The sequence below is a fragment of the Priestia endophytica genome, assembly GCF_026790145.1.
Classification (GTDB): Bacteria; Bacillota; Bacilli; order Bacillales; family Bacillaceae_H; genus Bacillus_I; species Bacillus_I endophytica_A.
Genome location: NZ_JALAMS010000015.1, coordinates 234,535 through 260,394, shown reverse-complemented (window position 1 = coordinate 260,394; position 25,860 = coordinate 234,535). Strand labels below are relative to the sequence as shown.

26 protein-coding genes and 1 riboswitch are annotated in these 25,860 nt (G+C 37.2%); of the genes, 20 read left to right on the top strand and 6 right to left on the bottom strand.

The genetic code is table 11. The features are described 5' to 3' along the window. Positions 1-141 precede the first annotated feature (141 nt). Positions 142-777, top strand: a complete 636-nt coding sequence (locus tag MOC86_RS13310; RefSeq protein ID WP_375754201.1) for an MBL fold metallo-hydrolase — start codon at positions 142-144, stop codon at positions 775-777. 60 nt (positions 778-837) lie between these two features. Here MOC86_RS13310 and MOC86_RS13305 read toward each other — a convergent pair whose 3' ends face one another. Both MOC86_RS13305 and MOC86_RS13300 read right to left on the bottom strand, forming a co-directional pair. After that, entirely contained in the window at positions 838-1,074 is a 237-nt protein-coding gene (locus tag MOC86_RS13305; protein WP_019391495.1) for a DUF2626 domain-containing protein, read from the bottom strand. Between the two features lie 92 nt (positions 1,075-1,166). Further along, positions 1,167-1,871: a helix-turn-helix transcriptional regulator gene (locus MOC86_RS13300; protein ID WP_268584598.1), complete on the bottom strand. Its 705-nt coding sequence runs from the start codon at positions 1,869-1,871 to the stop codon at positions 1,167-1,169. Positions 1,872-2,065: 194 nt separating this feature from the next. Here MOC86_RS13300 and MOC86_RS13295 point away from each other — a divergent pair, with 194 nt between their 5' ends. The 14 genes from MOC86_RS13295 (at position 2,066) to cydC (ending at position 14,380) form a co-directional block, all read left to right on the top strand. Beyond that, positions 2,066-2,446 carry a Spx/MgsR family RNA polymerase-binding regulatory protein gene (locus MOC86_RS13295; RefSeq protein WP_268584597.1) on the top strand — a complete coding sequence of 127 codons (381 nt, stop codon included), beginning with the start codon at positions 2,066-2,068 and terminating at the stop codon, positions 2,444-2,446. A gap of 126 nt (positions 2,447-2,572) precedes the next feature. Further along, complete coding sequence (gene comGA / locus MOC86_RS13290) at positions 2,573-3,637, top strand: competence type IV pilus ATPase ComGA (RefSeq protein ID WP_268584596.1); 1,065 nt, start codon at positions 2,573-2,575, stop codon at positions 3,635-3,637. After that, positions 3,630-4,670, top strand: coding sequence for a competence type IV pilus assembly protein ComGB (gene comGB, locus MOC86_RS13285; RefSeq protein ID WP_268584595.1), 1,041 nt, complete (start codon positions 3,630-3,632; stop codon positions 4,668-4,670). The genes comGA and comGB overlap by 8 nt, the downstream gene beginning before the upstream one ends. A gap of 14 nt (positions 4,671-4,684) precedes the next feature. Beyond that, the gene (comGC, locus tag MOC86_RS13280) at positions 4,685-4,990 is read left to right on the top strand and encodes a competence type IV pilus major pilin ComGC (protein WP_268584594.1); all 306 of its coding nucleotides are present in this window, start codon (positions 4,685-4,687) and stop codon (positions 4,988-4,990) included. Continuing rightward, positions 4,980-5,426, top strand: a complete 447-nt coding sequence (comGD, locus tag MOC86_RS13275; protein WP_268584593.1) for a competence type IV pilus minor pilin ComGD — start codon at positions 4,980-4,982, stop codon at positions 5,424-5,426. The genes comGC and comGD overlap by 11 nt, the downstream gene beginning before the upstream one ends. Then, a complete protein-coding gene (locus MOC86_RS13270) occupies positions 5,416-5,730 on the top strand; it encodes a type II secretion system protein (protein WP_268584592.1) in 315 nt (104 codons plus the stop codon). The genes comGD and MOC86_RS13270 overlap by 11 nt, the downstream gene beginning before the upstream one ends. Next, positions 5,727-6,155, top strand: a complete 429-nt coding sequence (comGF, locus tag MOC86_RS13265) for a competence type IV pilus minor pilin ComGF (RefSeq protein ID WP_243517692.1) — start codon at positions 5,727-5,729, stop codon at positions 6,153-6,155. The genes MOC86_RS13270 and comGF overlap by 4 nt, the downstream gene beginning before the upstream one ends. After that, positions 6,152-6,547: a competence type IV pilus minor pilin ComGG gene (gene comGG / locus MOC86_RS13260; RefSeq protein WP_268584591.1), complete on the top strand. Its 396-nt coding sequence runs from the start codon at positions 6,152-6,154 to the stop codon at positions 6,545-6,547. The genes comGF and comGG overlap by 4 nt, the downstream gene beginning before the upstream one ends. Before the next feature lie 221 nt (positions 6,548-6,768). Continuing rightward, complete coding sequence (locus tag MOC86_RS13255) at positions 6,769-6,954, top strand: YqzE family protein (protein WP_019391505.1); 186 nt, start codon at positions 6,769-6,771, stop codon at positions 6,952-6,954. A gap of 167 nt (positions 6,955-7,121) precedes the next feature. Continuing rightward, the gene (moaA, locus tag MOC86_RS13250) at positions 7,122-8,126 is read left to right on the top strand and encodes a GTP 3',8-cyclase MoaA (protein ID WP_268584590.1); all 1,005 of its coding nucleotides are present in this window, start codon (positions 7,122-7,124) and stop codon (positions 8,124-8,126) included. A gap of 396 nt (positions 8,127-8,522) precedes the next feature. Then, positions 8,523-9,923 carry a cytochrome ubiquinol oxidase subunit I gene (locus MOC86_RS13245; protein ID WP_268584589.1) on the top strand — a complete coding sequence of 467 codons (1,401 nt, stop codon included), beginning with the start codon at positions 8,523-8,525 and terminating at the stop codon, positions 9,921-9,923. Next, positions 9,910-10,926 carry a cytochrome d ubiquinol oxidase subunit II gene (gene cydB, locus MOC86_RS13240; protein ID WP_268584588.1) on the top strand — a complete coding sequence of 339 codons (1,017 nt, stop codon included), beginning with the start codon at positions 9,910-9,912 and terminating at the stop codon, positions 10,924-10,926. The genes MOC86_RS13245 and cydB overlap by 14 nt, the downstream gene beginning before the upstream one ends. After that, positions 10,926-12,641, top strand: a complete 1,716-nt coding sequence (gene cydD / locus MOC86_RS13235; protein ID WP_268584587.1) for a thiol reductant ABC exporter subunit CydD — start codon at positions 10,926-10,928, stop codon at positions 12,639-12,641. The genes cydB and cydD overlap by 1 nt, the downstream gene beginning before the upstream one ends. Next, positions 12,638-14,380 carry a thiol reductant ABC exporter subunit CydC gene (gene cydC / locus MOC86_RS13230; protein ID WP_268584586.1) on the top strand — a complete coding sequence of 581 codons (1,743 nt, stop codon included), beginning with the start codon at positions 12,638-12,640 and terminating at the stop codon, positions 14,378-14,380. The genes cydD and cydC overlap by 4 nt, the downstream gene beginning before the upstream one ends. 56 nt (positions 14,381-14,436) lie before the next feature. On the opposite strand, the gene MOC86_RS13225 is transcribed toward cydC, so the two are convergent. From MOC86_RS13225 to MOC86_RS13215, 3 genes are read right to left on the bottom strand one after another with little or no spacing between them, the layout of a single operon-like run. Then, positions 14,437-14,778, bottom strand: a complete 342-nt coding sequence (locus MOC86_RS13225) for a DUF3889 domain-containing protein (protein WP_243517715.1) — start codon at positions 14,776-14,778, stop codon at positions 14,437-14,439. 20 nt (positions 14,779-14,798) lie between these two features. Beyond that, positions 14,799-15,620 carry a YqhG family protein gene (locus tag MOC86_RS13220; RefSeq protein ID WP_268584585.1) on the bottom strand — a complete coding sequence of 274 codons (822 nt, stop codon included), beginning with the start codon at positions 15,618-15,620 and terminating at the stop codon, positions 14,799-14,801. Next, the gene (locus tag MOC86_RS13215; RefSeq protein WP_268584584.1) at positions 15,607-17,289 is read right to left on the bottom strand and encodes a DEAD/DEAH box helicase; all 1,683 of its coding nucleotides are present in this window, start codon (positions 17,287-17,289) and stop codon (positions 15,607-15,609) included. The genes MOC86_RS13220 and MOC86_RS13215 overlap by 14 nt, the downstream gene beginning before the upstream one ends. Before the next feature lie 175 nt (positions 17,290-17,464). Beyond that, positions 17,465-17,554: riboswitch (glycine riboswitch) on the top strand. A 194-nt stretch (positions 17,555-17,748) separates the two neighbouring features. On the opposite strand from MOC86_RS13215, the gene gcvT reads away from it, so the two are divergent. The 3 genes from gcvT to gcvPB are packed head-to-tail and all read left to right on the top strand — an operon-like array spanning position 17,749 to position 21,663. Beyond that, the gene (gcvT, locus tag MOC86_RS13210; RefSeq protein ID WP_268584583.1) at positions 17,749-18,855 is read left to right on the top strand and encodes a glycine cleavage system aminomethyltransferase GcvT; all 1,107 of its coding nucleotides are present in this window, start codon (positions 17,749-17,751) and stop codon (positions 18,853-18,855) included. Continuing rightward, the gene (gene gcvPA / locus MOC86_RS13205; protein ID WP_268584582.1) at positions 18,852-20,204 is read left to right on the top strand and encodes an aminomethyl-transferring glycine dehydrogenase subunit GcvPA; all 1,353 of its coding nucleotides are present in this window, start codon (positions 18,852-18,854) and stop codon (positions 20,202-20,204) included. Before gcvT ends, gcvPA begins: the two co-directional genes overlap by 4 nt. Continuing rightward, positions 20,191-21,663, top strand: a complete 1,473-nt coding sequence (gene gcvPB / locus MOC86_RS13200) for an aminomethyl-transferring glycine dehydrogenase subunit GcvPB (protein WP_268584621.1) — start codon at positions 20,191-20,193, stop codon at positions 21,661-21,663. The genes gcvPA and gcvPB overlap by 14 nt, the downstream gene beginning before the upstream one ends. Before the next feature lie 51 nt (positions 21,664-21,714). Here gcvPB and MOC86_RS13195 read toward each other — a convergent pair whose 3' ends face one another. After that, positions 21,715-22,104 (bottom strand): rhodanese-like domain-containing protein, encoded by a 390-nt coding sequence (locus tag MOC86_RS13195; RefSeq protein WP_268584581.1) that lies wholly within the window; start codon positions 22,102-22,104, stop codon positions 21,715-21,717. A 182-nt stretch (positions 22,105-22,286) separates the two neighbouring features. On the opposite strand from MOC86_RS13195, the gene MOC86_RS13190 reads away from it, so the two are divergent. Beyond that, positions 22,287-23,120 (top strand): lipoate--protein ligase family protein, encoded by an 834-nt coding sequence (locus tag MOC86_RS13190; RefSeq protein ID WP_419146637.1) that lies wholly within the window; start codon positions 22,287-22,289, stop codon positions 23,118-23,120. Between the two features lie 193 nt (positions 23,121-23,313). Further along, positions 23,314-25,845: a vitamin B12-dependent ribonucleotide reductase gene (locus MOC86_RS13185; protein WP_268584579.1), complete on the top strand. Its 2,532-nt coding sequence runs from the start codon at positions 23,314-23,316 to the stop codon at positions 25,843-25,845. Positions 25,846-25,860 lie beyond the last annotated feature (15 nt).

Below are 25,860 nucleotides of genomic sequence, written 5' to 3'. Positions count from 1 at the left end.
CCAGTTACTTAATACTATTCACTTGCTACGTCAAAATATCCGATGTACCATAAATAATGTACACACTTAAGCTTATTTTATAGCTTTTCTAAATATTTGTCGAGGTAAAAAATCTGAAAATAAGAGGTGTTAAAGGAAATGTTGAAGCATTACAAAAGATCACTAGGTCCTGTTGGAACGAACTGCTATGTTGTAGCAAATGAAAAAAAAGAATGTCTAATTTTTGATCCAAGTGCAGAAGGTCACAAAATTATGGCACTTATTAAAGAAAAAGGTTTAAAGCCACAAGCTATTTTATTAACTCACGCTCATTTTGACCATATTGGAGCCCTTGATGAAGTAAGAGACCGCTTTGACGTACCTGTTTATGTCCACAAAAAAGAGAAAGATTGGCTTGGAGATCCATCAAAAAATGCTTCTGCTTCTTTCCCATTAGGTCCTGTTACAGCTAAAGAAGCAACAAACCTTTGGGATGTAGAGGGAGAGAAAACGATTGGCAACTTCTCATTTTCTGTGCTTGAGACACCAGGGCACACGCCAGGAAGTGTCTCTTATGTTTTCAAAGAAGATGATTTTGTTATCTCAGGTGACGTTCTATTTGCTGGCAGCATTGGAAGAACTGATTTGCCAGGTGGAAATCACGAAGAACTGCTAGAGAGCATTCATAAAAAAATGCTTACTCTAGGAGAAACAATGCTTGTTTTATCAGGTCATGGTGAAGAAACCACAATTGAAAGAGAAATGGACAGCAACCCATTTTTGAATGGCTTCATGTAAACAAAAAGCAGTGCTAACAATAGCACTGCTTTTTGTTTTTGATTTGGAAGCGCTATCTAATTATCCTCCAGGAGTCATCATAAATGTCGTCCAATATGTGAATCCAGCAAAGAAAACGGTTAGATACGCTCCAAAAACATAGATGTACATTCGCTCTGAAAGTTTTAAATAGCTTAATAGCACAAAAAAGCCTGTTTGACCTAGAAACAGCAGTGAAGTTGTTGGCATATGGCCGAGATAGAACATAACTGCGAAAAGTCCCGTCCAAAAGCCAAGAACTCGATACATACGATCCATACGTATCCCTCCCCTTTGGCTCACTATAAAACCTTTTCTTTTTTATTATAATGTGAAAATTAGGAAAAAGTAAATGAGGTTTAAGCTAATCACTAAAAAAGCTTTTCTACACTATATGTACAAATACCTGCTTCTAAACCAACTGTTTTGTTAGAGTCTGAAAAAGTAGCGTTTTTGAAAAAGTAATATATCATTCCTTGGACGAAAGAACGATGAATACAGCGCGTTAATTCTTCATTTTGAGGAACAATGGTTTGAAAGGGACAACGCAAAATATGCAGAGAGATGGAGCTATAATCAGGTGAGCCTTGAATAGACAAGCGCATACCAATCTTTTCGGCAGCTTCTTTTATAAGAAAAATTTTATCTTTTCCGTATTTTATAGGTTTAGAAGAAGCATTTTGATGGTAATAATCTTTAATATAGGCTATCCCCATTTTAATAGCGGTTTTGTAAAGAGCTTCTTTTCCTTCTTCTCCAAATGTAGATATCGTACAGAGAAGTAAATTAGAAAGAAGCTGATAAACATCATAGGAGAATGTAAGCTGGGTAAGATGATCAGAAAGCTTATACAGAAGACGGGGACGTCCCCCTTTTCCGGTTTTATGAGCTTCTGAGATTATGAGATTGCTATCTTCAAGTTTTGTGAGATGGCTTCTGGCTACATTGGGGTGAATATGAAATTTCTCGGAAACTTCTTGAGCGGTAATAGGCATCTCAGTTGTTTTTAAGTGATTATAGATATTAAAACGTGTTGGATCACCGAGAATGCTCGATAGTTTTAATACTTCCTCCATTATTGAAATCAACCTCCTAATTCAAAAGATAGCTACATTATAGTTCATTCGTCCTATTTTTGGAATATGCAATATAGTAAATTAAAACTCTTTTAAAACAGCCTTAAAAAAGGCTTAAAACAAGGTAACTATGTATTATGCCAATATTATACAAAGGGATAAGAGAATAAATATAATAAAGGGAGAGAATTACAATGGAAAACATTCGTTTCTACACATACCCAAGCTGTACATCTTGTCGTAAAACAAAAAAATGGCTAAAAGGGGAAGGAGTTCCTTTTAACGAGCGTCATCTCTTTCGTGAAACACCTACATATGAGGAGCTTATTAACCTTTTACGTTTAACAACAGACGGAATTGATGAAATTTTAGCGAAACGCAGTCAAGAATTTAAGAAGTTAAATATCAATATTGAAGAACTTTCACTATCAGAAGCTGTAGATTTGCTGATTGAACATCCAAGATTGCTAAGAAGACCAATTTTAACAGATGGCCAAAAGCTAGTAATTGGCTATAATGAATCAGCACTTAAAAATCTTGTGAAAAAGAAATCTAAAAAAATTCTTTCAGCATAGAAATCTTTTTGGCTAAGGTATGACTTAGCAGTTTTTTGTAGAAAAATTAAAAATAAAGAAGGAATTTTGAAAAACGTGGCGAAATTTCTGTTTGTACAAAATTCATAGAAAGGTGTGACAGAAATTTTGCTTTCTTCAATTGAAAAGCTTGCTGAAAGTTTAGTTGAAAAAGCTTGCTTGCACAGAGTATCAGATATTCACCTTATTCCTCGTGAACTTGATGCTCTCATCCAGCTCAGGCTAGATCAAGAGCTTTTTCAACATGCAATTTTGAAAAGAGAGGTATTTCAACGGTTACTTGCTCATTTTAAATTTTTAGGAGGTATGGATATTGGGGAAAAAAGAAAACCTCAAAGCGGCTCTCTTATGATGCAAGTAGAAAACCAACGTGTATATCTTCGACTTTCAACATTACCGACTATTTTTGATGAAAGTCTCGTTATTCGTGTACTTCCTCAAGATAACATGACATCTACTCATTTTCTTTCCCTTTTCCCACACTCTACAAGAAAACTTCTCGCTCTTTTACAACATTCCCATGGATTATTAATTTTCACTGGTCCTACAGGATCGGGCAAAACGACTACGTTATATACACTCCTCCGGCAAGCGAAAAGCCTCATTAATCGAAATATCATTACTCTTGAAGATCCCGTAGAGAAGCAGTACGATGGTGTTTTGCAAGTTCAAGTAAATGAAAGGGCAGGCATCACCTATGAAAAAGGGCTGCGTGCAATTTTAAGGCATGATCCTGATATTATTATGGTCGGAGAAATTCGAGATGGTGAAACAGCAAAAATTGCAGTGCGCGCTGCTTTGACAGGGCACCTAGTACTTACAACAATGCATACGAGAGATACAAAAGGAGCTATATACAGGTTGTTGGAATTTGGAGTTCCATATCAGGAAGTATATCAAACACTTATTGGAGTAGTAGCACAGCGACTTGTTCAAATTCGCTGTCCGTATTGTGAGGAAAAGTGTGTGCCGCTCTGCAAAATAATGCGAGAGCAACGGCAGGCCGGCATCTACGAATTTCTATACGGAAAAGTACTAAAGGAAGTTCTTCAAGAGGCGAACGGCAAGCAAAAAGTCTCTTCATATCCAAAACTCAAAGATATGGTTTGGCGAGGCGTTGCTTTTGGATACCTTTATCCTTCAGTATTGGAAAGCTGGAAAGCATATGATTAAAAAAACAAAACAAAAGAAGCCGTTGCGTGAACAGGCTCAGCTGTTAACAAGGCTAGCTAGTTTATTAGAAAAAGGTTATACGATGTCTCAAGCACTAGAATTTCTTCGACTTCAAGGAGATAAAAAGCTTGGAACTGAGATTAGAAGTTGCTTAACAGCTTTGAAAAAAGGGCGTCCTCTTCATGAAGCATTCCAGTTCTACGAGCTTAATAAAGAAGCGCTTGTTTACCTTTATTTTGCAGAGCAGCATGGGGACATTAGTTTTGCTTTAAAAGAAAGTGGACGACTTACAAATGAAAAAGCGCAGCAGCTTATTAAAATTCGCAAAGTTATTCAATATCCCCTTTTATTATTTTTGTTCTTAATTGGCTTATTTATGACAATGTCATTTGTATTAATTCCTCAATTTTCTTCTCTTTACAGCTCCATGAATGAGAAACCTTCTTTTTTCCTTCTTACCTTCTTTTTTCTAGCAAATCATTTTCCACTCCTTTTCCTAACTTTTATCATCATAATGGTAGGTATCCTCTTTTACTGTAGAGCATATTTAAAAAGATTATCTCCAGCTCAGAGGGTAAGATTTTTAGCGCGCTTGCCAATCTTTGGACCTCTTTATAAAAGTTTTTGTTCTTACTCCTTATCAGCTCATTTAGGCAATCTTTTGAAAGGAGGGTTGTCTATTAACGAAAGTTTACAAGCCTTTTGTAGGCAAAAGCATTCACCATTTTTTCAAGGAGAAGGAAAACGATTGGAGCTTGCTCTAACAAGGGGGAGACGACTTCCAGAAATTATTGCAGAAGTTTCGTATTATGAATTAGAATTGTCGCAAATCGTTTCGCACGGCCAGTCAAATGGTAACTTAGCACAGGAGCTTTGTGACTATAGTGCACTTGTGATTGAGAAATTAGAAGGGAAAATAACAAAAATAATGAGCATTGTACAACCTCTTTTGTTTTCTCTAATCGGGTTAACTGTTCTTTGTTTATATTTGGCGATTATGATTCCTATGTTTCAAGCGATGTCCAGTTTATAAGGAGGTAAAAGTACATGATAAGAAATGAAAAAGGATTTACCTTAATTGAAATGCTTATTGTGATGCTAGTTATTACGGTTTTACTTCTTATTATGATTCCGAATATTGTTAGCCATAATAAAGCAATCCGAAATAAAGGGTGTGAGGCCTTTCTTAATACTGTTGAAGCGCAAGTCCAAGTGTATGAAATTGAAAAAGGAAAGAAACCAACGATGAATGAACTTATTGAAGGAGGATATTTGAAGGAAGCCAAATGTCCTAACGGAACAGAAATTATAATAAATGCTGACGGAAAAGCAAGTGAAGTTAGTGGAGGATAAGAACACAAAGATTGAAAGAGGATTCACGCTCCTTGAAACAGTTATTGTATTATTAATGCTTCACATTGTGATTGTCATTTTTGTTTTTTCGTTTCACCATCTTATCAAAACTTATAATGAGCAAGCTTTTTTTGACAGATTTCAAAAAGACGTTCTCTATGCACAACAGCTTGCTATTCATCGTCAAACCCCAACAGCCATTAAATTTTCCCCTGAAGATCACAAATATCAAATAACCGCTCAAGGCAAAGTTATTTCTCAAACTTTTTATCATGAAGACGTTAACATTTCTTTCAAAACACTGAGGCCACCAATTACATTTGCTACAACTGGAAATATTAGTAGACCTGGTACCCTGCATGTTACTTTTCAAAAGAAAGTATATGCAGTGGTATTTCTACTTGGGAGAGGCAGGATGTATATTAATGAAGTATGAAAAAGGTTTTGTTATGGTGGAAGCCGTTATCGCTTTTTCAATTTTTCTTCTTCTCACACTTTCTATTCTTCCGTTTTATATTCATTTAAAACAACAGCGTGCAAATTTAGACCGTGAATATATGGCAAGAACCGCATTATATAATGAGCTTCTATATCAAACATATAATTCTCATCATCACTCTTCATCTACAACAAACTTCATGTTTACTTTTCAAAATGTCCAAGGTGGTAAGAGAGGATGTGTTTCTTGGTACACATTTCATGGGAAAGAAAAAAAGGTTTGTGAGGTGCTGTTTCCGTGAAAAGAAATGGATTTACACTGCTTGAAACCATCTTTTGCTTTGCCATCTCACTTATTCTTTTAGCATCTTTTCCACTTCTCTTATCAGTTATTGAAACGGAAAGTTCTTATGATACTTTTACACAAGCAGAGTGGGATACATTTATTGCTCAAACGTCCATTGAACTTCGTGAAGCAGAAGATGTTTCCATCTATAAATCATTGTTACAGTTATCGCCTTCAGATCAAAATATTGTTGTGCAATATGAAAAGTATGGTCATCTCGTTAGACGAAGAGTAAATGGATTAGGTCATGAGATTGCGCTTCGCAATATCCAGTCCCTTTCTTTTTCAGTGCATTCTCCCAAAACCATTACAATTGCAGTTGAGTCATTAAAAGGAAAAGTTTACGAAGCTGTTATTCCCTTATATGGAGAACAGCTATGAGGAAAAATGAAAGGGGATTTGTGTTGCCAATCACTCTTCTTCTATCTTTTCTTGTCCTGTTTCTTCTTACTCATTATAGTGCGCTTTACATTGTAGAATCGCGAAGTTTTTATGAAACAAAAGGAAGGTATCAGCTTCAATATCTGATTAATCATGGTCTATTTGAAGCGAAAAAGTATGTTAATGATTCATTAAAAAAGGAAGAGACATCATGGATCGAAACCAAAAACGGAAGTGTCGAAATTACGATTATTCCTTTAAGTGCAACGGAAGCAAAAGTAGAGCTTGTGTGTAAAGGGGAAAATAGCGGAAATGCAACAGTATCGGTTGTTATGGATGTAGACTCTCATAAAATAATTCAATATCAAGAAGGGTCATCCCTTTCTTTTTAAAACTTGGCTATGGAAATCAAAAATGAAGTTAGTTTTATCGTTAATAAAACTTAAGAGATGATGAAGTACAAGAGATAAGCAATAGCGTAAAATTAGCGTTTCTTCGCTAAAACTAATCATATGTATTATAGTTTACACCATTTTCTATTCTCTATCCCTTTCTTCCATGATTAAAATCCGTTAAAAAAGGGCATGCTACGTACTGAAAGAAGGTGGACAACGTGTCAGTGAATGATTATGTTAAGTTTATGACACAAGAAATTGTTCAATACATGGATAAGCCAAAAGACGATCGGAAAAAACAGCGTCAGCAAAAAAAGCAAGAACGCCAACCATTTGCAGTTCGCTGGTTTGGTGTTTTACCGTATGCGCTAATTATGATGAAGCGTCGTCAAAAAAATAAATAGCCTAATAAGCATCCTGCACCCTTTGTAGGATGCTTTTATATACAATCCTTTTTAAGTGTGTTAAAGTAAAAACTACTTTAACGCATGATGAGTAAGAATATTCTATCAATTTATATATAGAGAGAGTCACACATGAACGGATGTATATGTAAGGGGGATTACGGCTTATGGCTGTACAAGATCAATTTAAACGACCGCTAAGAGATTTGCGCCTTTCTGTTATTGATCAATGTAATTTTCGCTGTCACTATTGTATGCCAGCCCATATTTTTAATGAGAATTATACGTTTTTACAGAACGAAGAACTTCTTACAGATGATGAGCTCGTACGCTTAAGCGTGTTGTTTTCCCGGTTAGGAGTGGAGAAAATACGCATTACAGGTGGAGAGCCATTACTTAGAAAAGGATTACCTTTTTTAATAGAAAGAATTGGGGAAAAAACAAGGATTGAAGATATTGCTGTAACAACAAACGGCGTGTTTCTTCCAAAGTTTGCTCAAGACTTGCGAGGAGCAGGTGTACAGCGTGTTAACATTAGTTTGGATGCCATTGAAGACGATGTATTTCGCTATATGAATGGAAGAGGTGTTGGAATTTCTCCTGTTTTAAAAGGAATTAATGCTGCTAGAGAAGCAGGTCTCTATGTGAAAATTAATATGGTTGTCCAAAAAGGTGTAAACGACAATCAAATCCTACCTATGGCTCGCTATTTTAAGAGATTAGGAGTAACGCTTCGATTCATTGAATATATGGATGTTGGCTCAACAAATGGATGGGATATGAGCGATGTAATGACGAAAAAGGATATTTTAACAGAACTTCAGAGCGATTTTTCGCTGACTCCTGTAAAAGAAGCCTATTTTGGAGAAGTTGCAAAGCGTTATAAGTACAGTGATAAAACAGGAGAAGTTGGTTTTATTAGCTCTGTTTCAGACACGTTTTGTGGTTCCTGTACAAGAGCAAGAGTATCTGCAAGCGGGCAGCTTTATACCTGTTTGTTTGCTTCAAAAGGAACGGATTTAAGAGAAAAATTAAGAAGTGGAAAGTCGGATGAAGAGCTTTTGGGATATATTTCTTCTGTATGGGAGAAGCGTAATGATCGGTATTCAGAAGATCGAGCAAACTTAAAAGATAAGCGAGAGCCAATTGAGATGTCTTATATTGGTGGATAAAATAGTGCATATTTAATGCACTATTTTTTTGAAATGAAAAAGTTTATAGAGAAGTATCTTTTAATTAGGAAAGATTAAAATTATAGCAAAGCTATTTTACTGTTTCGTAGAGATATGATAGTTGCCTTTTCGAGGAGCTTTTTTTATTTATTATCACCCATAAAGAATTAAAAAAAGAAACAAAAAGGAAAAATCTTGATTTTTTATCCAATGAAAGTATTCCAATGACGTTCTTTTTTCCCATATAACCAACTTGTTAACAATTTTGTCTCAATTATGTCATAGAATGTTCAATGTTTCACAAACAAATATATATATGAGGGAGTATACTAGAGACATGGATTAGATTGCTCAGTGTTTCACAAAGATAAATTTAGAGAGAAAGAGGGGGACTTTATGGATGTAGTAGAATTATCACGCATTCAGTTTGCTTCCACAACATTATTTCACTTTCTATTTGTACCACTATCAATTGGATTAGCTTTCATCATTGCAATTATGGAAACAATCTATGTAGTGAAGAAAGATGAAGCATATAAAAAGATGGCAAAGTTCTGGGGGCATCTGTTTTTAATTAACTTTGCTGTCGGTGTTGTAACAGGTATTTTGCAAGAATTTCAGTTTGGAATGAACTGGTCTGAATACTCTCGCTTTGTTGGAGATGTGTTCGGAGCACCGCTCGCAATTGAGGCATTGCTTGCCTTTTTTATGGAATCAACATTTTTAGGACTATGGATTTTTGGTTGGGATCGTTTGCCAAAATGGCTCCATGCTCTTTGTATTTGGCTCGTTTCATTAGGAACGATGTTCTCAGCATTTTTTATTTTGTCAGCAAACTCTTTCATGCAACATCCAGTTGGAGAAGTACTTCAACGGGGACGTCTTGAAATGCATGACTTTGCAGCAATTTTGACAAATGGACAGCTTTGGGTTGAGTTCCCTCATACGCTATTTGGATCATTTGCAACAGGGGCACTATTTATTACAGGTATTAGTGCAATCGCCTTTTTGAAAAAGAAGCACGTTGATTTTTATCAAAGATCTTTTAAAGTAGCAATTGCTGTTGGGGTAGCATCAGGAATTGGACTAGCGCTTTCAGGGCATGAACAAGCTCAATATTTAGTAGAAACACAGCCAATGAAGATGGCAGCAGCAGAAGGGCTTTGGGAAAACAGTGAAGACCCAGGAGCATGGACAGCTATTGCAAATATTGATACAGCAAACAAAGAAAATACGTCAGAGGTTGAAATTCCTTACCTATTAAGTTACTTATCTTATGGTAAGTTTTCAGGTTCTGTAACAGGTATGAATGAATTGCAAGAACGCTATACGAAAATGTACGGAGAAGGAAACTACATACCGCCGGTTAAAACCGTATTTTGGAGTTTCCGCGTTATGGCCATTTTAGGCGGAGCAATCGTTGGATTAGCTATTTTAGGAGTGTATCTCTACGCTCGTAAGAAGTTAGTTCAAAGCAAATGGTATCTTCGCTTGATGATTATAGCTATTTCATTTCCTTTTATAGGGAACTCAGCAGGTTGGATCATGACCGAAATTGGACGTCAACCATGGGTTGTTTTTGGATATATGCAAACAGAGGATGCTGTTTCGGCTAATGTAACAGCGGGTCAAGTATTGTTCTCACTTATTGCTTTCTCAACATTCTATGTTATTTTATTTGCAGTTATGGTCACTTTGTTTGTGCGGGAGATTAAGAAGGGACCACATCATGAGGAAGAGATGATAGAAGAAAATCATGATCCATTTATGAAGGAGGGTCAACATGCTATCTCTTAATGAATTTTGGTTTATTCTTGTGGCCTTTATGTTTGTTGGATTCTTCTTCTTAGAAGGATTTGACTTTGGAGTTGGAATGTCAACAAAATTTGTAGCGAAAACAGACGCAGAGCGTCGTGCTTTTATTAATTCAATTGGTCCTGTGTGGGATGCTAATGAAGTTTGGCTTATCACAGGGATTGGCGCGATGTTCGCGGCATTCCCAAACTGGTATGCTTCAATGTTAAGTGGTTTTTACCTAGTTTTCGTGATTATCTTACTTGCTTTAATTGGTCGGGGCGTTGCGTTTGAATTTAGAGGAAAAGCAGAAAGTCCTGTTTGGAGAACAACGTGGGATTGGATAATTCTTTTTGGAAGCATTATTCCTCCACTTGCTTTTGGCACAATGTTCACAGCTGTTATTCAAGGAGTACCAATTGATGGGGATATGCAGATGAGAGCATCTTTCTCAGACATTATCAACTGGTATACGCTACTTGGTGGGATAACATTAACAATGCTTTGTTTTATGCACGGCCTTACATTTGGAACAATCCGTCTTATGTATGATTTAAGAGATCGCTGTCGCCAAGTTGCTAAGAAACTACTTCCTATTAATGCTGTCTTATTAGTTGCAGTTGGGGTGGCTACTTTCTTTAAAACAGATTTGTTCACAGTGCATGGAAACTTATTGGAGTACTTATTTCTAGCAGGAATCGTTGTTTACTTATTTCTTGGCTACTTTCTAACAAGAGGGCGAGATGGATGGGCATTCTTTTCGTCAGGTCTTGTCATTATGTTAGTAACAGGATCGCTGTTTATTGGATTATTTCCACGGGTAATGATTAGTTCAATTAATGAAGCTTACAACTTAACAATTCATAATGCAGCATCTGGAGCTTATTCATTAAAAGTAATCACATATCTTGGCCTCACATTGTTACCGTTCGTTTTAGGATATCAAATTTGGAGTTACTACGTTTTCCGTAAACGTAGTAACCATAAGGAGCATATGGAATACTAATGGGAAGAAACTTAATGGCCTATAAAGGCATCAAAAGAGTATTAGCGCTCGTATCTCTCGGGGTGCTTCTTCAAACTATAGCCATTATTTTTCAAGCAAAATGGCTAGCAGAAGCCATTACCTCATTTTTTAATGGAAAAAGCTTAACATCACAAATAGAAACAATAGGCTACTTTATAGTAGCCTTTCTTGCTAGACATCTATGTTCATTGTTAATTAAAAAAATACTTTATAAGTTTGGGGAAGCGACTGTTACCGAATTACGCTCAGCGCTCCTTCAAAGTATTTTTAAGCTTGGACCACGCTATACAAAAAGAGAAGGTACGGGACATCTTGTAACATTTTTAATCGAAGGATTAGGAAAATTACGTGATTATCTTGAGCTTTTTATTCCGAAGCTTGTTGCTATCGGGATTACACCATGGCTTGTGCTTATTTATATTTGGTTTTATGACCATCTTTCTGCTCTGATTTTATTGATTACAATGCCTATTTTAATTATCTTTATGATTTTACTTGGACTTGCCGCACAAAAGAAAATTGACGCACAGTGGGCATCCTATCGTTTGCTTTCAAACCACTTTGTTGATTCGTTGCGCGGTCTTCGTACACTGAAATTTTTAGGTAGAAGTAAAGAGCATGGGGAAACAATTGAAAAAGTTAGTGATCAGTATCGAAAGTCAACAATGGGTACGCTTCGTATTGCCTTTTTATCAACGTTTGCCCTTGATTTATTTACACAGCTATCCATTGCTATTGTGGCGGTTATGTTAGGTTTGCGTCTTATCGACGGTACGCTTACATTAGAGCCGGCTCTTCTTGTGCTGCTACTTTCACCAGAATACTTTCTTCCTATCCGAGAAGTTGGGAATGACTATCATGCAACATTAGATGGAAAAGAAGCAGGAGAAGAAATACTAGCCGTGATTAAAAAAGGTGAGGAAGTAACCGTTTCAGGAACAGCACCTCGTTTTACAAAGGAAAGCACAATTACTTTTCAACATGTCAGTATTCATCATGAAGGAAAAGAAGAAAATACGCTGCATAACCTTTCTTTTCAGATAAAGGGAAATCAAAAGGTAGGAATTATGGGAATGAGCGGAGCTGGAAAGTCTACGCTAATTGACGCGTTAAGCGGTTTTCTACCTGTTAATGAAGGCGTTGTTCGCATTGATGAAGAGGACGTTCAGCTTACTTCAGAAGCATGGCAAGAACAAACTGTTTATATTCCTCAGCATCCCTTTATTTTTACAGGTTCTATTAAAGAAAACATTCGGTTTTATCAGCCTGATGCGAGTGATGAAAGAGTAAGGTTAGCTATCCGCCAAGCTGGATTAGGAAGTATGGTAGCACGTCTGCCACATCGTGAAGATGAAATCATCGGTGATGGAGGGCGTACGCTAAGCGGTGGTCAAGCACAGCGCATTGCATTAGCAAGGGCTTTCTTGAGTGAGCGCTCCGTCCTATTATTTGATGAACCAACAGCACAGCTTGATATTGAAACTGAGTATGATTTAAAAGAAGTATTACTACATCTTTCACAAGAGAAGCTCATGTTCTTTGCTTCACATCGTTTGCACTGGATGAAAGAAATGGATGTTATTTTAGTGATGGAAGACGGCAAAATTGTTGAAGTTGGCACACACGAAGAGCTTATAGAAAAAAATGGAGCTTACAAACGATTACTAAAGGCACAAATGGGGGATGCATTGTGAAGAAGAGCAGCTGGATTATGCCATATGTTCAAAAGTATAAATACCGAATGATTGCGATTATGCTGCTTAGCATGCTGTCAATTGGATCAGCAGCAGCCCTTATGTTCACATCTGGGTTTTTAATCAGTAAATCCTCACTTCGTCCTGAAAACATTTTGCTTGTTTATGTACCGATTGTACTTGTTCGTACGTTTGGGTTGGGGCGCGCCGTTTTTCGTTATTCGGAGCGTCTAGTAAGTCATGATTTTATTTTACGTGTACTTGCTAAGATGAGAACTCGTCTCTATCATCTTGTTGAGCCACGTATTGCAGGAAACAAACAGCTGAAAACAGGAGAAATACTAGGCGTGCTTGCTGAAGATATTGAGGGGCTTCAAGATCTTTATTTACGGACAGTCTTGCCTACAGCTTCAGCGCTCTTACTATATATCATTAGCATTATTGCTCTTGGCTATTTTAGTCTTCCTTTTGCTCTTTTAATGGCTTTGTATTTTTTTATGCTTATTATCGTGATGCCTATTTTCTCTCTTGTACATATGAGATCAGTGAATAGAACATATAAGCACGAAAAAGATCGTATGTATCAATATACGACAGACGGTTTGCTTGGTATTAGTGACTGGCTTATGAGCGGTCAGAAAGGCACTTTTTTAGAGCGAGTCCTACGCATTGGTTGTAAAGTGGATGAGGCTGATCGAAAAACAAAAAGATGGCAATACTACCGGGAGTTTATCGCTCAAGTTGTTGTAGCAGCTATGATTGTAACAATGATGATATTCTCATCAAACTTGTTCTCACATGGTGAACTTGCAAACGTCTATATTGCTGCTTTTGTGCTTGTTGTTATTCCGTTATCAGAAGCTATTATCCCTGTTTCAAATGCGGTTGAGAAATATCCACGCTATGAAGAATCGCTAACACGTATTACAAACTTGGAAAATAAGCAAGAGTCTTCAAGGGAAAATATCTTAGAGCAAGTTGTGTATAACCGTTCAAAAGAGAATATTACAATTGACTTGAAAAATCTATCCTTTCAATATGAAGAACAAGAAGGGGCTGTGTTAAAAGATATTAATTTGCACATTCCTCAAGGTAAGAAAATTGCTATTATCGGAAGAAGTGGAGTAGGTAAATCTACGCTTTTACAATCAATTCAAGGACTGCTTGTTCCAACAGGGGGAGCTGTTACGTTAAATGAATACAATGCTTCGTCTATTAAAGACGGAACATCTTCTCTTATTTCAGTTTTAAATCAAAATCCATATTTGTTTAACACAAATTTAGCGAATAATTTGCTACTTGCAAACGAGAACGCAACAGAAGAAGAAGTTAAAGAAGTAGTGAAAAAAGTTAGATTAGAAAATCTTGTTTCCTCTCTTCAGGACGGATATCAAACCTCAATGGAAGAGACAGGACAGCGCTTTTCAGGTGGTGAACGTCAGCGGATTGCTCTTGCTCGGGTTCTTCTTCAAAAAACGCCTATTGTCATGCTTGATGAACCAACAGTTGGTCTTGACCCTATTACAGAAAGAGCATTGTTAGATACCATTTTTGAAACGTTAGAAGGCAAAACACTTTTATGGGTAACACATCATCTCACAGGAATTGAGAAAATGGACGAAATTATCTTTTTAGAAGATGGACGTGTGAAAATGAGAGGTACGCATGATGAATTATTAAAAACATCTTCTTACTATCAGAAGTTATATGAATTGGATAAACCAATACAGTTTGTCTAAAGCCGATTCTTTTCTTATTGGCTAATTAAAAAGAGGAGCAAATTCGCTCCTCTTTTTTAATTTAAACTTTCTACAAACTGAATTTTCTTCATCGTGTTGTTTTTCGGATCAACTTTGATTGTAATGAACACAGTAAACTTTTTCTCTCCTTGCTGAAGCCAAAGTTTAAAGCGCTGTGTTTCAAGATTTTTTTCTTTTCCTCTGCCAAGATATGCATAATCTTTAATTTGAGCAACAGGATACCTCATTTGTGTCTGTTTAACAGCGAGGCGGCCCCATTTTGCGTGATCAGCTGATTGAGTTATATGTGAAGATGTTTCGGCATGACCGTACAAAAACGGCACGGTAATAAGGCTTAATGAAAAAAATGCAACAATTGTTTTAATAAAAAGTTTCATCAAAATCCTCCTTGTTGTTTTCAAGCCATTTTTCGTTGTAAAAGGGTACGAACTGTTCCTTCCTGTAAATAAAAGATTCCTCCGTTAACGACGTTGACAGAGATTCTTGGTTCATATTGGTCTTGAAGCGCCTTCTTTTCAATATCATACGTTGATGGCTTTTCCTCAATGTCTTCGTAGAAATGATTAAGAAGATCAAGATCCTGTTTCCATCTTTCTTTTGCTTCTTCCGCCCAGCTGTGGTCATCCTCATATATATGTTTTTCAATATATTGATGAAGGCGATTGAATCCGCTTTTTGGTTTAATAATAGGAGAAAGGGTAAACGTAAAGTCTGGAATTTTAGGCGTTAGTGCTTGCCCTTTTAAAAGTTCGTGAAAATCTTCAATAATATTTCCTGTAATTAAGTGGATTCCAAGAGATAAAAGATAATCTCTTTTATGATCACACTGATACGACACCATAACGTTCATATTAAGCCAAGGATGCAAAGCAGTATTATGAGTTGAACGTGCTACATTAGCTTCATAAAGCCTGATTGCTGAGCCAAACCTTCTTGTTGCTTGGAAAATTTGATGAAGGCGGGGAGAACCGAAATGAACTTTCTCTCCTTTAATGTCTTGTGGTGCACGCTGTTCATTTGTAATAAATGTTAAAGAGGCGGGATTTGGCTCCCCGCCAACTTTTTCTAAATAGTGCCAGTAAAAAGGGCGATTCATAAGCTCTTTGTCTTGATCAATTGTAAGTTGAACAGTTAGATAACCGTTTCCTTCTTCAAGAATTGAGCACTCTGTTGATTGAAAATATCCTTTCAAGAACTGGTGGATGTCATGTTGCTGCATTTGCTGCATTCTCCTCTCCATCGTTCATATCATCAATAATAGAAGACAAATGTTCCATTTTAAGTTTCATTTCTCCCTCAGAACGAGAATGAAGGAAAACATCGTTCACATATTCTTCAAAGTCTTTCATTTCAAGCTGTGTAAGAATATCGTCTAAATTGCCAATTACGCGTTCAAACAAGCGGATTTTTTCATATAAAAGCTTTAGGATATGCTCTTCAATTGTTCCAGACGTTGCAAAATTATAAATATGGACATCTTTTTCCTGCCCAAGGCGGTGAATCCTTCCGATTCGCTGTTCAAGGCGCATTGGATTCCACGGAAGATCATAGTTAATAATATGATGACAGAATTGCAAGTTGATTCCTTCTCCACCTGCTTCTGTAGCAATAAGAACTTGAACATTGTTTTGGAAAAGCTGTTTCATCCAATCTTTTTTTCCGCGTTTAAAGCCCCCGCGGAATGGAACCGAAGAAATACCATGCTGCTGCAAGAGCCACTGCAAATACATTTGTGTTGCCCTGTATTCAGTGAAAACAATAACTTTGTCATCAATTTTCTTAATGAGTTCTACCATTTTTTCTGCTTTTGAATTTCGCCCAGTTTTTCCGATGTTTCCAATCCTGTCCATGAGCGTCTCAATTAAAGTGTATGGAGGGGTATACTCTTCACTTTCTTTATCAAGCATTCCTTTAAGTGTCATATATACAGCTTCTTTGCTGCTGCATGCTTCGCGTTGTAGTGTTAAAAGAGCAAAAGCACTTGATGGGCTATCGTGTTCTTTAAACGATCCAATAGCGTCATATAGCGCACGCTCCTCCTTAGAAAACTGAATCGGAATGGTTTCGACTTTCCGACTTGTCCATTCGATTCCAGTATCTTGTCTTCTGTTGCGAATCATGACTTTATTAATAAGTTCGCGCAAATGTTCATCGTTTTCTAGCTTGCGGTTTTTCGCTGAAAACAACTCTTCAAAATATGCTTGATTTCCGAGATGACCAGGCTTTAAAAGAGAAACAAGATTAAAGATTTCTTCAATTTTATTTTGCACAGGTGTAGCTGTTAAAAGAAGACAAAACTTCTTTTTTAGCTCTTGTACAAATTGATAGTTTTTAGTTTTATGATTTTTTAATTTGTGAGCTTCATCAATAATAATAAAATCATAATTTTGTTCTAAAATAATGTCTCTGTGCGGCATGCGTTTTGCTGTATCAATAGAAGAAACAACAACATCGCATTGCTCCCACACATAAGATTTGCGCTGTGCAACTGCTGGAATATGGAACTTTTGATTAAGTTCTATCGTCCACTGAGATACAAGGGAAGCAGGGACGAGAATGAGTACTTTTTTTACAAGACCTCGAATCATATATTCTTTTAAAATAAGTCCTGCTTCAATTGTCTTACCAAGTCCAACTTCATCAGCTAATATAGCTTTCCCGTTCATCTCTGTTACTACTTTTTTAGCAACTTCAAGTTGATGTGGAAGAGGAGTTAAGTCGGCCAAATAGCTCGGAGCTTGAAGGTCGTGAAAAGAAGGAACCGCTGTTCTTTGGGCAACTTTATAGGCAAGCTGATAAATGTCGTAATTTGCCCAAGGGCCGTCTTCTTCGAATGATTTTAGAAACGAATCTTGCCATTCATGATCAAATGAAATCGGAACATTCATATTTTTGCACCTCTTCTGCAAATTTTTATTGAATTTTCATAAAGTTTAATGGTAGGATAAATTTGTATTCAAGAATTGTTTAATAAGTATTTTTCAGTGCATGAACATTTTGCAACGAGTTCATTTTTCTTTTTTTATGTAGTATGTCCGAAACTGTAACAAAATATAGATGCGAATGAAAACAAAGGGAGAGACTATTATGTTGTAGCGCCGAAGGAGCAAGCGAATGAGCGAATCTCTCAGGCAAAAAGACCTTTGTTTGACGCAACTCTGGAGAGAGCTTAAAACCAAGCCACCAACGAGGCAACCTTTTCGTGTGAGGAAAGGGAAACTTTCAGGTCAAAGGACAGAGTACTTCTTAAAAGGGAGTACTCTGTCCTTTTTTTAATACCGTTTTCTATTAACATAGAAGACAGAATTCTATTGAAAATAGAGATGTCAATTTTATAGGAGATGAGAATGATGAAGAAAACGCCGCTTTATGATATACACAGTAAGCTTGGTGCTAAAATGATTGATTTTGGCGGATGGAGTATGCCTGTTCAATTTTCATCCATAAAAGAAGAGCATATAGCTGTTCGTACTAAATGTGGGCTTTTTGATGTTTCACATATGGGAGAGTTTAAAGTAGAAGGAAAGGGAAGCCTTGATTATCTACAAAAATTAATGACAAACGATGTTTCTGCTCTTTCTCCAGGAAAAGCTCAGTATACGGCAATGTGCTATGAGGATGGAGGAACTGTTGATGATTTGCTTGTTTATCAGCTTTCTCTTAACTCTTATTTTGTTGTTGTGAATGCTTCAAATATTGAGAAGGATTTTGACTGGATGAAAGCCCATCTTACACCTGATGTTACGTTAACAAATGTATCAGAAGAAATAGCTCTCATCGCTCTACAAGGTCCTTCATCAGAAAAGGTATTAAGTAAACTAACTTCTCTTGATCTTTCTAAAATAAGTTTTTTTAATTTTCAAAATAGTGTCTCGGTAAATGGGGTTGAGGTGCTGATTTCAAGAACTGGTTATACAGGAGAAGATGGATTTGAAATTTATTGTCAAAAGGAACATGCGTCTTTCTTATGGGAAACAATTCTAAGAGCAGGAAGAGATGAAGGACTATTACCATGCGGATTAGGAGCGAGGGATACCCTTCGCTTTGAAGCAGCTCTTCCCCTTTATGGGCAAGAACTTTCACACGACATCACACCATATGAAGCAGGAATTGGTTTTGCCGTTAAGTTAAATAAATCTTCATTTATCGGAAAAGAAGACCTAGTAAAACAAAAAGAAACAGGAGTAAAACGAAAACTTGTTGGTCTTGAAATGATTGAACGCGGCATCCCTCGTCATGGCTACCGGGTTTTTGTAGATGGAAAAGAAGTTGGAAAGGTAACAACAGGAACGCAATCTCCAACTCTAAAAAAAAATATTGGGTTGGCTCTTATCAATGAAGAATATACCTCTCTTGCAAGTGAAGTGTTTGTTGAAATTCGTAATAAGTTTGTGAAAGCATCCATTATTAAAACACCGTTTTATAAGCGGAAAAAAGGAGCAAAAACGCTATGACCCATCATTACTTGCCAATGACAGAAGAAGATCGTAGAGAAATGTTAGCAGCAATTGGTGTTTCTACCGTTGATGAGCTTTTTGAAGATATTCCAGAAAGCGTTCGTTTTAAAAGAGAATACAAATTAAAAAAGAGAGCACCTGAAGCTTGCTTAACACGAGAGCTTTATGCTTTATCAGCGCAAAATGCTTCAACAAAGCAATATGCTTCTTTTTTAGGCGCAGGTGTTTATGATCACTACATTCCCTCTATTGTAGACCATATTATTTCACGCTCGGAGTTTTATACTGCATATACGCCATATCAGCCTGAGATTTCGCAAGGAGAACTTCAAGCTATTTTTGAATTTCAAACGATGATTTGTGAATTAACAGGGATGGATGTTGCCAACTCTTCAATGTATGACGGAGGTACAGCACTTGCGGAAGCGGCGATGGTAAGTGCTGGTCATACTAAAAAACGAAAAATACTTGTTTCGTCAGCTGTTCATCCAGAATCAAGAGAGGTATTAAAAACATATGCAAAAGGCCAAAACCTTACTGTTGTTGAAATTCCTCATAAGGATGGATTAACAAATTTACGAGTGTTAGAAGAAGAGATGGATGAAAATGTGGGAAGCGTTATTCTTCAATATCCAAACTTTTTCGGTCAAGTTGAACCTTTAAAAGAAATTGAAAAAATTGCTCATAAGCAAAATGCTCTTTTTGTTGTGTCGAGCAATCCACTCTCGCTTGGCGTACTTGCTCCCCCGGGAGAATTTGGAGCGGATATTGTTGTAGGAGACGCTCAACCTTTTGGAATTCCAATGCAGTTTGGAGGGCCTCACTGCGGTTATTTTGCGACATCTAAAAAATTAATGCGTAAAATTCCTGGAAGACTTGTTGGTCAAACAAAAGACAATGATGGAAAGCGAGGATTTGTGCTGACGCTTCAGGCAAGAGAACAGCATATACGTCGTGACAAAGCAACGTCAAATATTTGTTCGAATCAAGCATTAAACGCTCTAGCAGCTTCAGTAGCTATGACATCCCTCGGCAAAAGTGGTGTAAAAGAGATGGCAAAGCAAAATATGAGCAAAGCGCACTATGCGAAAAAAGCTTTTGAAGAAGCAGGGTTTGATGTTTGGTTTTCTAACGCTTTTTTCAATGAATTTGTTGTTTCTTTCGACTGTAGTATTCAGAAACTAAACGCTTCACTTTTGAAAAAAGGAATTATTGGTGGTTATGATTTAGGACGCGATGATAACAGCTTACAAGGGTGTATGCTTATTGCTGTAACGGAAATCCGTTCAAAAGACGAGATTGATAAATTTGTAGAAGAAGTGAGGGGATTTCATCATGAAAACTGATCAGCCGCTAATCTTTGAGTTGAGTAAGCACGGGAGAAAAGGTTATTCCTTGCCAGAACTTGATGTAGAAGAAGTAGACGTTTCTTCTATTTTAGGAGGAGACTATGAAAGAAAGGAAGAACCGTTATTACCAGAAGTATCAGAACTAGACATTGTAAGACATTATACAGCTCTTTCAAAAAGAAACCATGGAGTTGACTCAGGTTTTTATCCACTTGGTTCTTGTACAATGAAATACAATCCAAAAGTAAATGAAGATGTAGCACGTTATCCAGGATTTTCACATATTCATCCATTGCAAGACGAAGAAAGTGTTCAAGGAGCTCTCGCTCTTTTATTTGACCTTCAGGAGAGTTTGAAGGAAATTACCGGAATGGATGAGGTCACGTTGCAGCCTGCAGCAGGAGCTCACGGAGAATGGACAGGACTTATGCTTATTCGTGCCTTCCATGAAGAAAAAGGAGATTTTAACCGAACAAAAGTGATTGTTCCAGACTCTGCACATGGAACAAATCCTGCTTCAGCTACTGTAGCTGGTTTTGAAACCATTACTGTGAAATCAGATGAAAACGGTCTTGTAGATTTAAATCATCTCCGGCAGGTTGTTGGAGAGGATACAGCAGCTCTTATGCTTACAAACCCGAACACGCTTGGTTTGTTTGAAGAAAATATTATTGAAATGGCTCAAATTGTTCACGATGCAGGCGGGAAACTTTATTATGATGGAGCAAATTTGAATGCTGTATTAAGTAAAGCACGTCCAGGAGATATGGGATTTGATGTTGTTCATTTGAATCTGCATAAAACATTTACAGGTCCTCATGGTGGAGGTGGCCCTGGTTCTGGTCCTGTTGGAGTGAAAAAAGAGCTTATTCCTTTCTTACCAAAGCCAGTGTTAATCAAAAAAGAAAATGGTTATACGTTTGACTATAACATTCCAAAGTCCATTGGTCGTGTTAAGCCGTATTATGGGAATTTCTCGATCAATGTGCGAGCTTATACATATATTCGCACAATGGGTGGAGACGGACTCAAGGCTGTATCAGAGTATGCGGTTCTCAACGCAAATTACTTAATGCGTAAGCTTGCTCCTTATTTTGATTTACCATTTAATCGGCATTGCAAGCATGAATTTGTACTATCTGGAAGGCGACAGAAGCATTTAGGAGTAAGAACGCTTGATATGGCGAAACGACTTCTTGATTTCGGTTATCATCCTCCAACAATTTATTTCCCGTTAAATGTAGAAGAAGGTATGATGATTGAGCCAACGGAAACAGAATCAAAAGAAACATTGGATAATTTCATTGAAGCAATGATTACGATTGCAAAAGAAGTAGAAGATAACCCTGAAATTGTGCAAGAAGCCCCGCACACAACGGTTATTGGACGTCTTGATGAAACACTTGCAGCTCGTAAGCCTGTTTTACGTTATAAAAAAGAAGAAGTGAAAATTTAACAATCAAAAAGGATGGAGAGTATTCTCCATCCTTTTCTTATGTGTAATCCATTATTTTTTCTTTGTTTTTACTTTGCCTGTCCAAAGTTTAAAGCCGCCTTTTAACTGATAAATGTCTTTAATTCCACGATGACGACGAATCATTTGTGCTGCTTTTCCTGTACGAATGCCAGCTTGATCGTAAAGATAGACAGGCTGATCTGGACGAAGCTCTTTAATACGCATTTTTAGCTGTGAAAGCGGGATATTACGAGCTCCTAAAATGTGCCCACCTTCAAAGTCTTTTTGTTCGCGAATATCAATAAGCTGCGCTTTACGGTACCCAGCGCGAAATTCTGCTTCCGTTAACGATTTCATAATGCGGCGTTGCATGAGAAGCATAATGATCGAGTATACGATAAAAGCTCCTAATAAAATTAAAATGACGTAAATGCCTTCCATCAAACATAATCCTCTCTTTCATGTGACTACTAAAATACGAGATATCTCTATTATATAAGTTCTCTTTAAAAGAAGTAAAGCAACCACCTAAATTCTTTGCACGACAAATTGGTTTTGATAAACTGTATAAGAATGTTCAAAAAATAAGTGTCGAAAAAAGAAAAAAGTTAGGGATGAGAAAGATGACAGAAGTTTGGTGTTTTATTAATTGGAGTAAACATTCACCGTATTATAATATGGCTCTTGATGAAGCTTTACTTGATTGGCATAGTGAAGGCAAAATTCCACCAACTATTCGTTTTTATGGATGGGACCCAGCAACTTTATCAATCGGTTATTTTCAAAAAGCAGAAAAAGAAGTGAATTTTGAAGAAGTAAGAAAACGCGGACTTGGATTTGTAAGACGGCCAACAGGCGGTAGAGGCGTTCTACACGACGATGAGCTCACGTATAGCGTTATTGTATCTGAGCAACACAAAAGCATGCCACATACGGTTACAGAAGCATACAGAGTAATTTCAGAAGGTCTTTTAGAAGGATTTCGCGCGCTTGGTTTAGACGCTTACTTTGCAATTCCACGAACAGAAGAAGAAAAAGAAGGATTAAAAAATCCAAGATCTTCGGTTTGTTTTGATGCTCCTTCATGGTACGAACTTGTTGTTGAAGGACGTAAAGTAGCAGGAAGTGCACAAACTCGTCAAAAAGGGGTCATTCTTCAACATGGTTCTATCTTGCTTTCAATTGATGAGGAAGCGCTTTTTAGCATGTTCCATTATCCAAGTGAACGTGTGAAAGAGAGAATGAGAAAATCTTTTCGGAATAAAGCAGTTGCAGTAAATGATGTAGCTGGACGGATTGTTTCAATTGAAGAGGCAAATGAGGCTTTTAAAAGAGGTTTTGAAAAAGGATTGAACATCAAATTAGAAGAATACATCCTTTCAGAAGAAGAAGAAGCCTACGTTAAGAAATTAGCTTTGGATAAATATGCTAAAGATGAATGGAATTACCGTAGATAATCTCTCTCCCATTTTGCTTCAAAAAAGTGTACAATAAAAAAGTTGTGTTTTAAAAAAATAAGCAAATTCCGAAAAGGACTTGACAAAAAATCAATATATAGTATGTCGTTTATTGATGAATACTATATATTGATTAGTCGGTCCTTTTATGTTAGCTTTAATAATATAGTACAAGTAAGAGGGAGATGTGTGTATGACTGTTGTTCTAAACGAGGAACCAAAAGTGAACATTGAGAAATTAAATAAGGATATTGGTTTATTTCCTCAAGTGCATGAAATTACAGCAGATATGAATATGACTCATAAAGGCGTGTCAAGACTTGTAATGCTTGACAGATATTCGTTCAAAGATACGAAAAAGGTGACGTTAACAGAGGGAGACTTCGTTGTATTAACAGTCAAAGACGATCCTAAATTCCCTGCGCGCGGTCTAGGATTTATTCGTTCTATTAACTGGGAGAAAAAAACAGCAAAAGTATGGATTGAAGAAGAATTTCGCGGTTCTTTAACGGACGAGCTTGAAGTTCAAACTGGAATTGTTGAACGTTCACTAGACGTAATGGAAAAGCCGCTTGAAATTTTTTATGAGCAAATTGCTAAACGAAATGCAGTTGGTCTTTCTTCATCAGAGAAAACAGAAGAGAAGCGCCAAAAATGGTTTCAAGCTTTTTATGAAGAATTAAAAAGTACAAATTTTGTACCGGCAGGACGCGTATTGTATGGAGCAGGGGCTAACACAGATGTTACATACTTCAATTGCTATGTTATGCCATATGTAAAAGATTCACGCGAAGGAATTTCAGAACATCGCAAGCAAGTGATGGAAATTATGAGCAGAGGTGGAGGAGTTGGCACAAATGGCTCTACTCTTCGCCCACGCAACACACTTGCTAGAGGCGTCAACGGAAAATCAAGCGGATCTGTATCATGGTTAGATGATATTGCAAAGCTAACCCATCTTGTTGAACAAGGTGGATCTCGTCGTGGAGCGCAAATGATTATGCTTGCTGACTGGCACCCAGATATTGTGGAATTCATTATTTCTAAAATGCAAAATCCACGTATTTTACGCTTCTTAATTCAAACAACAAAAGATGAAGGAATTAAAAAAGCGGCGGGGGACAAGCTGAAGTTTACACCATTTACAGCAAATGAGCGTGACATGTATCAAGGCATCTTAAATTATGAAAACATTCCTGGACAAGGTGGATTTCCTGCAAAAGTGATTGAAGATGCAAAAGAGAAATTAGCTGCAGGTGGAACATACAGCGTTCATAATGCTGAGTTTCTAACAGGAGCAAACATTTCTGTTTGTTTAACAAAAGAATTCATGGAAGCTGTTGAAAACGATACAGAGTATGAACTTCGTTTCCCAGACGTTGAGGCTTATTCAGAAGAAGAAATGAATGCCTACAATGAAAACTGGCATGAAGTTGGAGACGTACGTAAATGGAAAGAACAAGGATACAGTGTACGCACATATCGTAAAATCAAAGCAAAAGAGCTTTGGAATTTGATTAACATTTGTGCAACATATTCAGCAGAACCTGGTGTTTTCTTCATTGATAATGCTAATGATATGACAAATGCAAGTGCATATGGTCAACAAGTTGTAGCTACAAACCCTTGCGGTGAGCAGCCTCTTGCACCATATAGTGTTTGTAACTTAGCTGCTGTGAACTTAGCACAAATGGCGGATAAAAAGAATAAAACAGTAGATTTTGAGAAGTTAAAAAGAACTGTAGAAGTAGGCGTGCGCATGCAAGATAATGTAATCGACGCTACTCCTTACTTCCTTGAGCCAAATCGTAAGCAAGCCCTTGGGGAACGACGTGTTGGTCTTGGCGTAATGGGACTTCATGATTTACTTATTTATTGTGAAACAGAGTACGGTTCAAAAGAAGGAAATGAGCTTGTTAATCGTGTTTTTGAAACAATTGCAACAACAGCTTACCGTGCTTCTGTAGAGCTTGCCAAAGAAAAAGGGAGCTTTCCATTCCTTGTTGGGGAAAATGAGGAAGAAACGCAAGAACTCAGAGAAAACTTTACAAGAACAGGTTATATGAGCAAGATGCCTGCTGATATTTTAGATAGCGTAAAAGAGCATGGAATCCGCAACTCGCATCTTCTAACTGTTGCTCCAACAGGAAGCACAGGAACAATGGTCGGTGTATCAACAGGTCTTGAGCCATATTTCTCTTTCTCTTACTTTAGAAGTGGACGCCTTGGTAAGTTTATTGAAGTAAAAGCAGATATCGTTCAGGAGTATCTTGATGCACATCCTGAAGCTGACGAAAATAAATTGCCACACTGGTTTGTATCTGCAATGAGTCTTTCACCTGAAGCACATGCTGACGTACAGTGTGTCATTCAGCGTTGGGTTGACAGTTCAATAAGTAAAACGGTTAATGCACCACGCGGTTATACAGTTGAACAAGTTCAAAAAGTATACGAGCGTTTATATAAAGGTGGAGCAAAGGGCGGTACAGTATATGTAGACGGAAGTCGCGACGCTCAAGTTCTTTCTTTAAAAGCAGAAGATAACTCGTTTGAAGAAGAAACTGAGACAAAAGTTTCTGTACAAAAAACAAAGGAAGCTGAGGAAGTAACGTATGGCTCTGAAGTTGGAGATACGTGCCCAGTTTGTCGTGAGGGAATCGTTGAGGAACTTGGCGGTTGTAATACATGCACAAATTGTAACGCTCAGTTAAAATGTGGCCTATAAAGAAAACAACGTAAA

Coding starts and splice junctions, on each gene's coding strand:
- MOC86_RS13305 (WP_019391495.1), bottom strand. CDS start 1,074: ATGGATCGTATGTATCGAGTTCTTGGCTTTTGGACGGGACTTTTCGCA.
- MOC86_RS13300 (WP_268584598.1), bottom strand. CDS start 1,871: ATGGAGGAAGTATTAAAACTATCGAGCATTCTCGGTGATCCAACACGT.
- MOC86_RS13295 (WP_268584597.1), top strand. CDS start 2,066: ATGGAAAACATTCGTTTCTACACATACCCAAGCTGTACATCTTGTCGT.
- comGB (WP_268584595.1), top strand. CDS start 3,630: ATGATTAAAAAAACAAAACAAAAGAAGCCGTTGCGTGAACAGGCTCAG.
- comGC (WP_268584594.1), top strand. CDS start 4,685: ATGATAAGAAATGAAAAAGGATTTACCTTAATTGAAATGCTTATTGTG.
- MOC86_RS13270 (WP_268584592.1), top strand. CDS start 5,416: ATGAAGTATGAAAAAGGTTTTGTTATGGTGGAAGCCGTTATCGCTTTT.
- comGG (WP_268584591.1), top strand. CDS start 6,152: ATGAGGAAAAATGAAAGGGGATTTGTGTTGCCAATCACTCTTCTTCTA.
- moaA (WP_268584590.1), top strand. CDS start 7,122: ATGGCTGTACAAGATCAATTTAAACGACCGCTAAGAGATTTGCGCCTT.
- MOC86_RS13245 (WP_268584589.1), top strand. CDS start 8,523: ATGGATGTAGTAGAATTATCACGCATTCAGTTTGCTTCCACAACATTA.
- cydB (WP_268584588.1), top strand. CDS start 9,910: ATGCTATCTCTTAATGAATTTTGGTTTATTCTTGTGGCCTTTATGTTT.
- cydD (WP_268584587.1), top strand. CDS start 10,926: ATGGGAAGAAACTTAATGGCCTATAAAGGCATCAAAAGAGTATTAGCG.
- MOC86_RS13225 (WP_243517715.1), bottom strand. CDS start 14,778: ATGAAACTTTTTATTAAAACAATTGTTGCATTTTTTTCATTAAGCCTT.
- MOC86_RS13220 (WP_268584585.1), bottom strand. CDS start 15,620: ATGCAGCAACATGACATCCACCAGTTCTTGAAAGGATATTTTCAATCA.
- MOC86_RS13215 (WP_268584584.1), bottom strand. CDS start 17,289: ATGAATGTTCCGATTTCATTTGATCATGAATGGCAAGATTCGTTTCTA.
- gcvT (WP_268584583.1), top strand. CDS start 17,749: ATGATGAAGAAAACGCCGCTTTATGATATACACAGTAAGCTTGGTGCT.
- gcvPA (WP_268584582.1), top strand. CDS start 18,852: ATGACCCATCATTACTTGCCAATGACAGAAGAAGATCGTAGAGAAATG.
- MOC86_RS13195 (WP_268584581.1), bottom strand. CDS start 22,104: ATGGAAGGCATTTACGTCATTTTAATTTTATTAGGAGCTTTTATCGTA.
- MOC86_RS13190 (WP_419146637.1), top strand. CDS start 22,287: ATGACAGAAGTTTGGTGTTTTATTAATTGGAGTAAACATTCACCGTAT.
- MOC86_RS13185 (WP_268584579.1), top strand. CDS start 23,314: ATGACTGTTGTTCTAAACGAGGAACCAAAAGTGAACATTGAGAAATTA.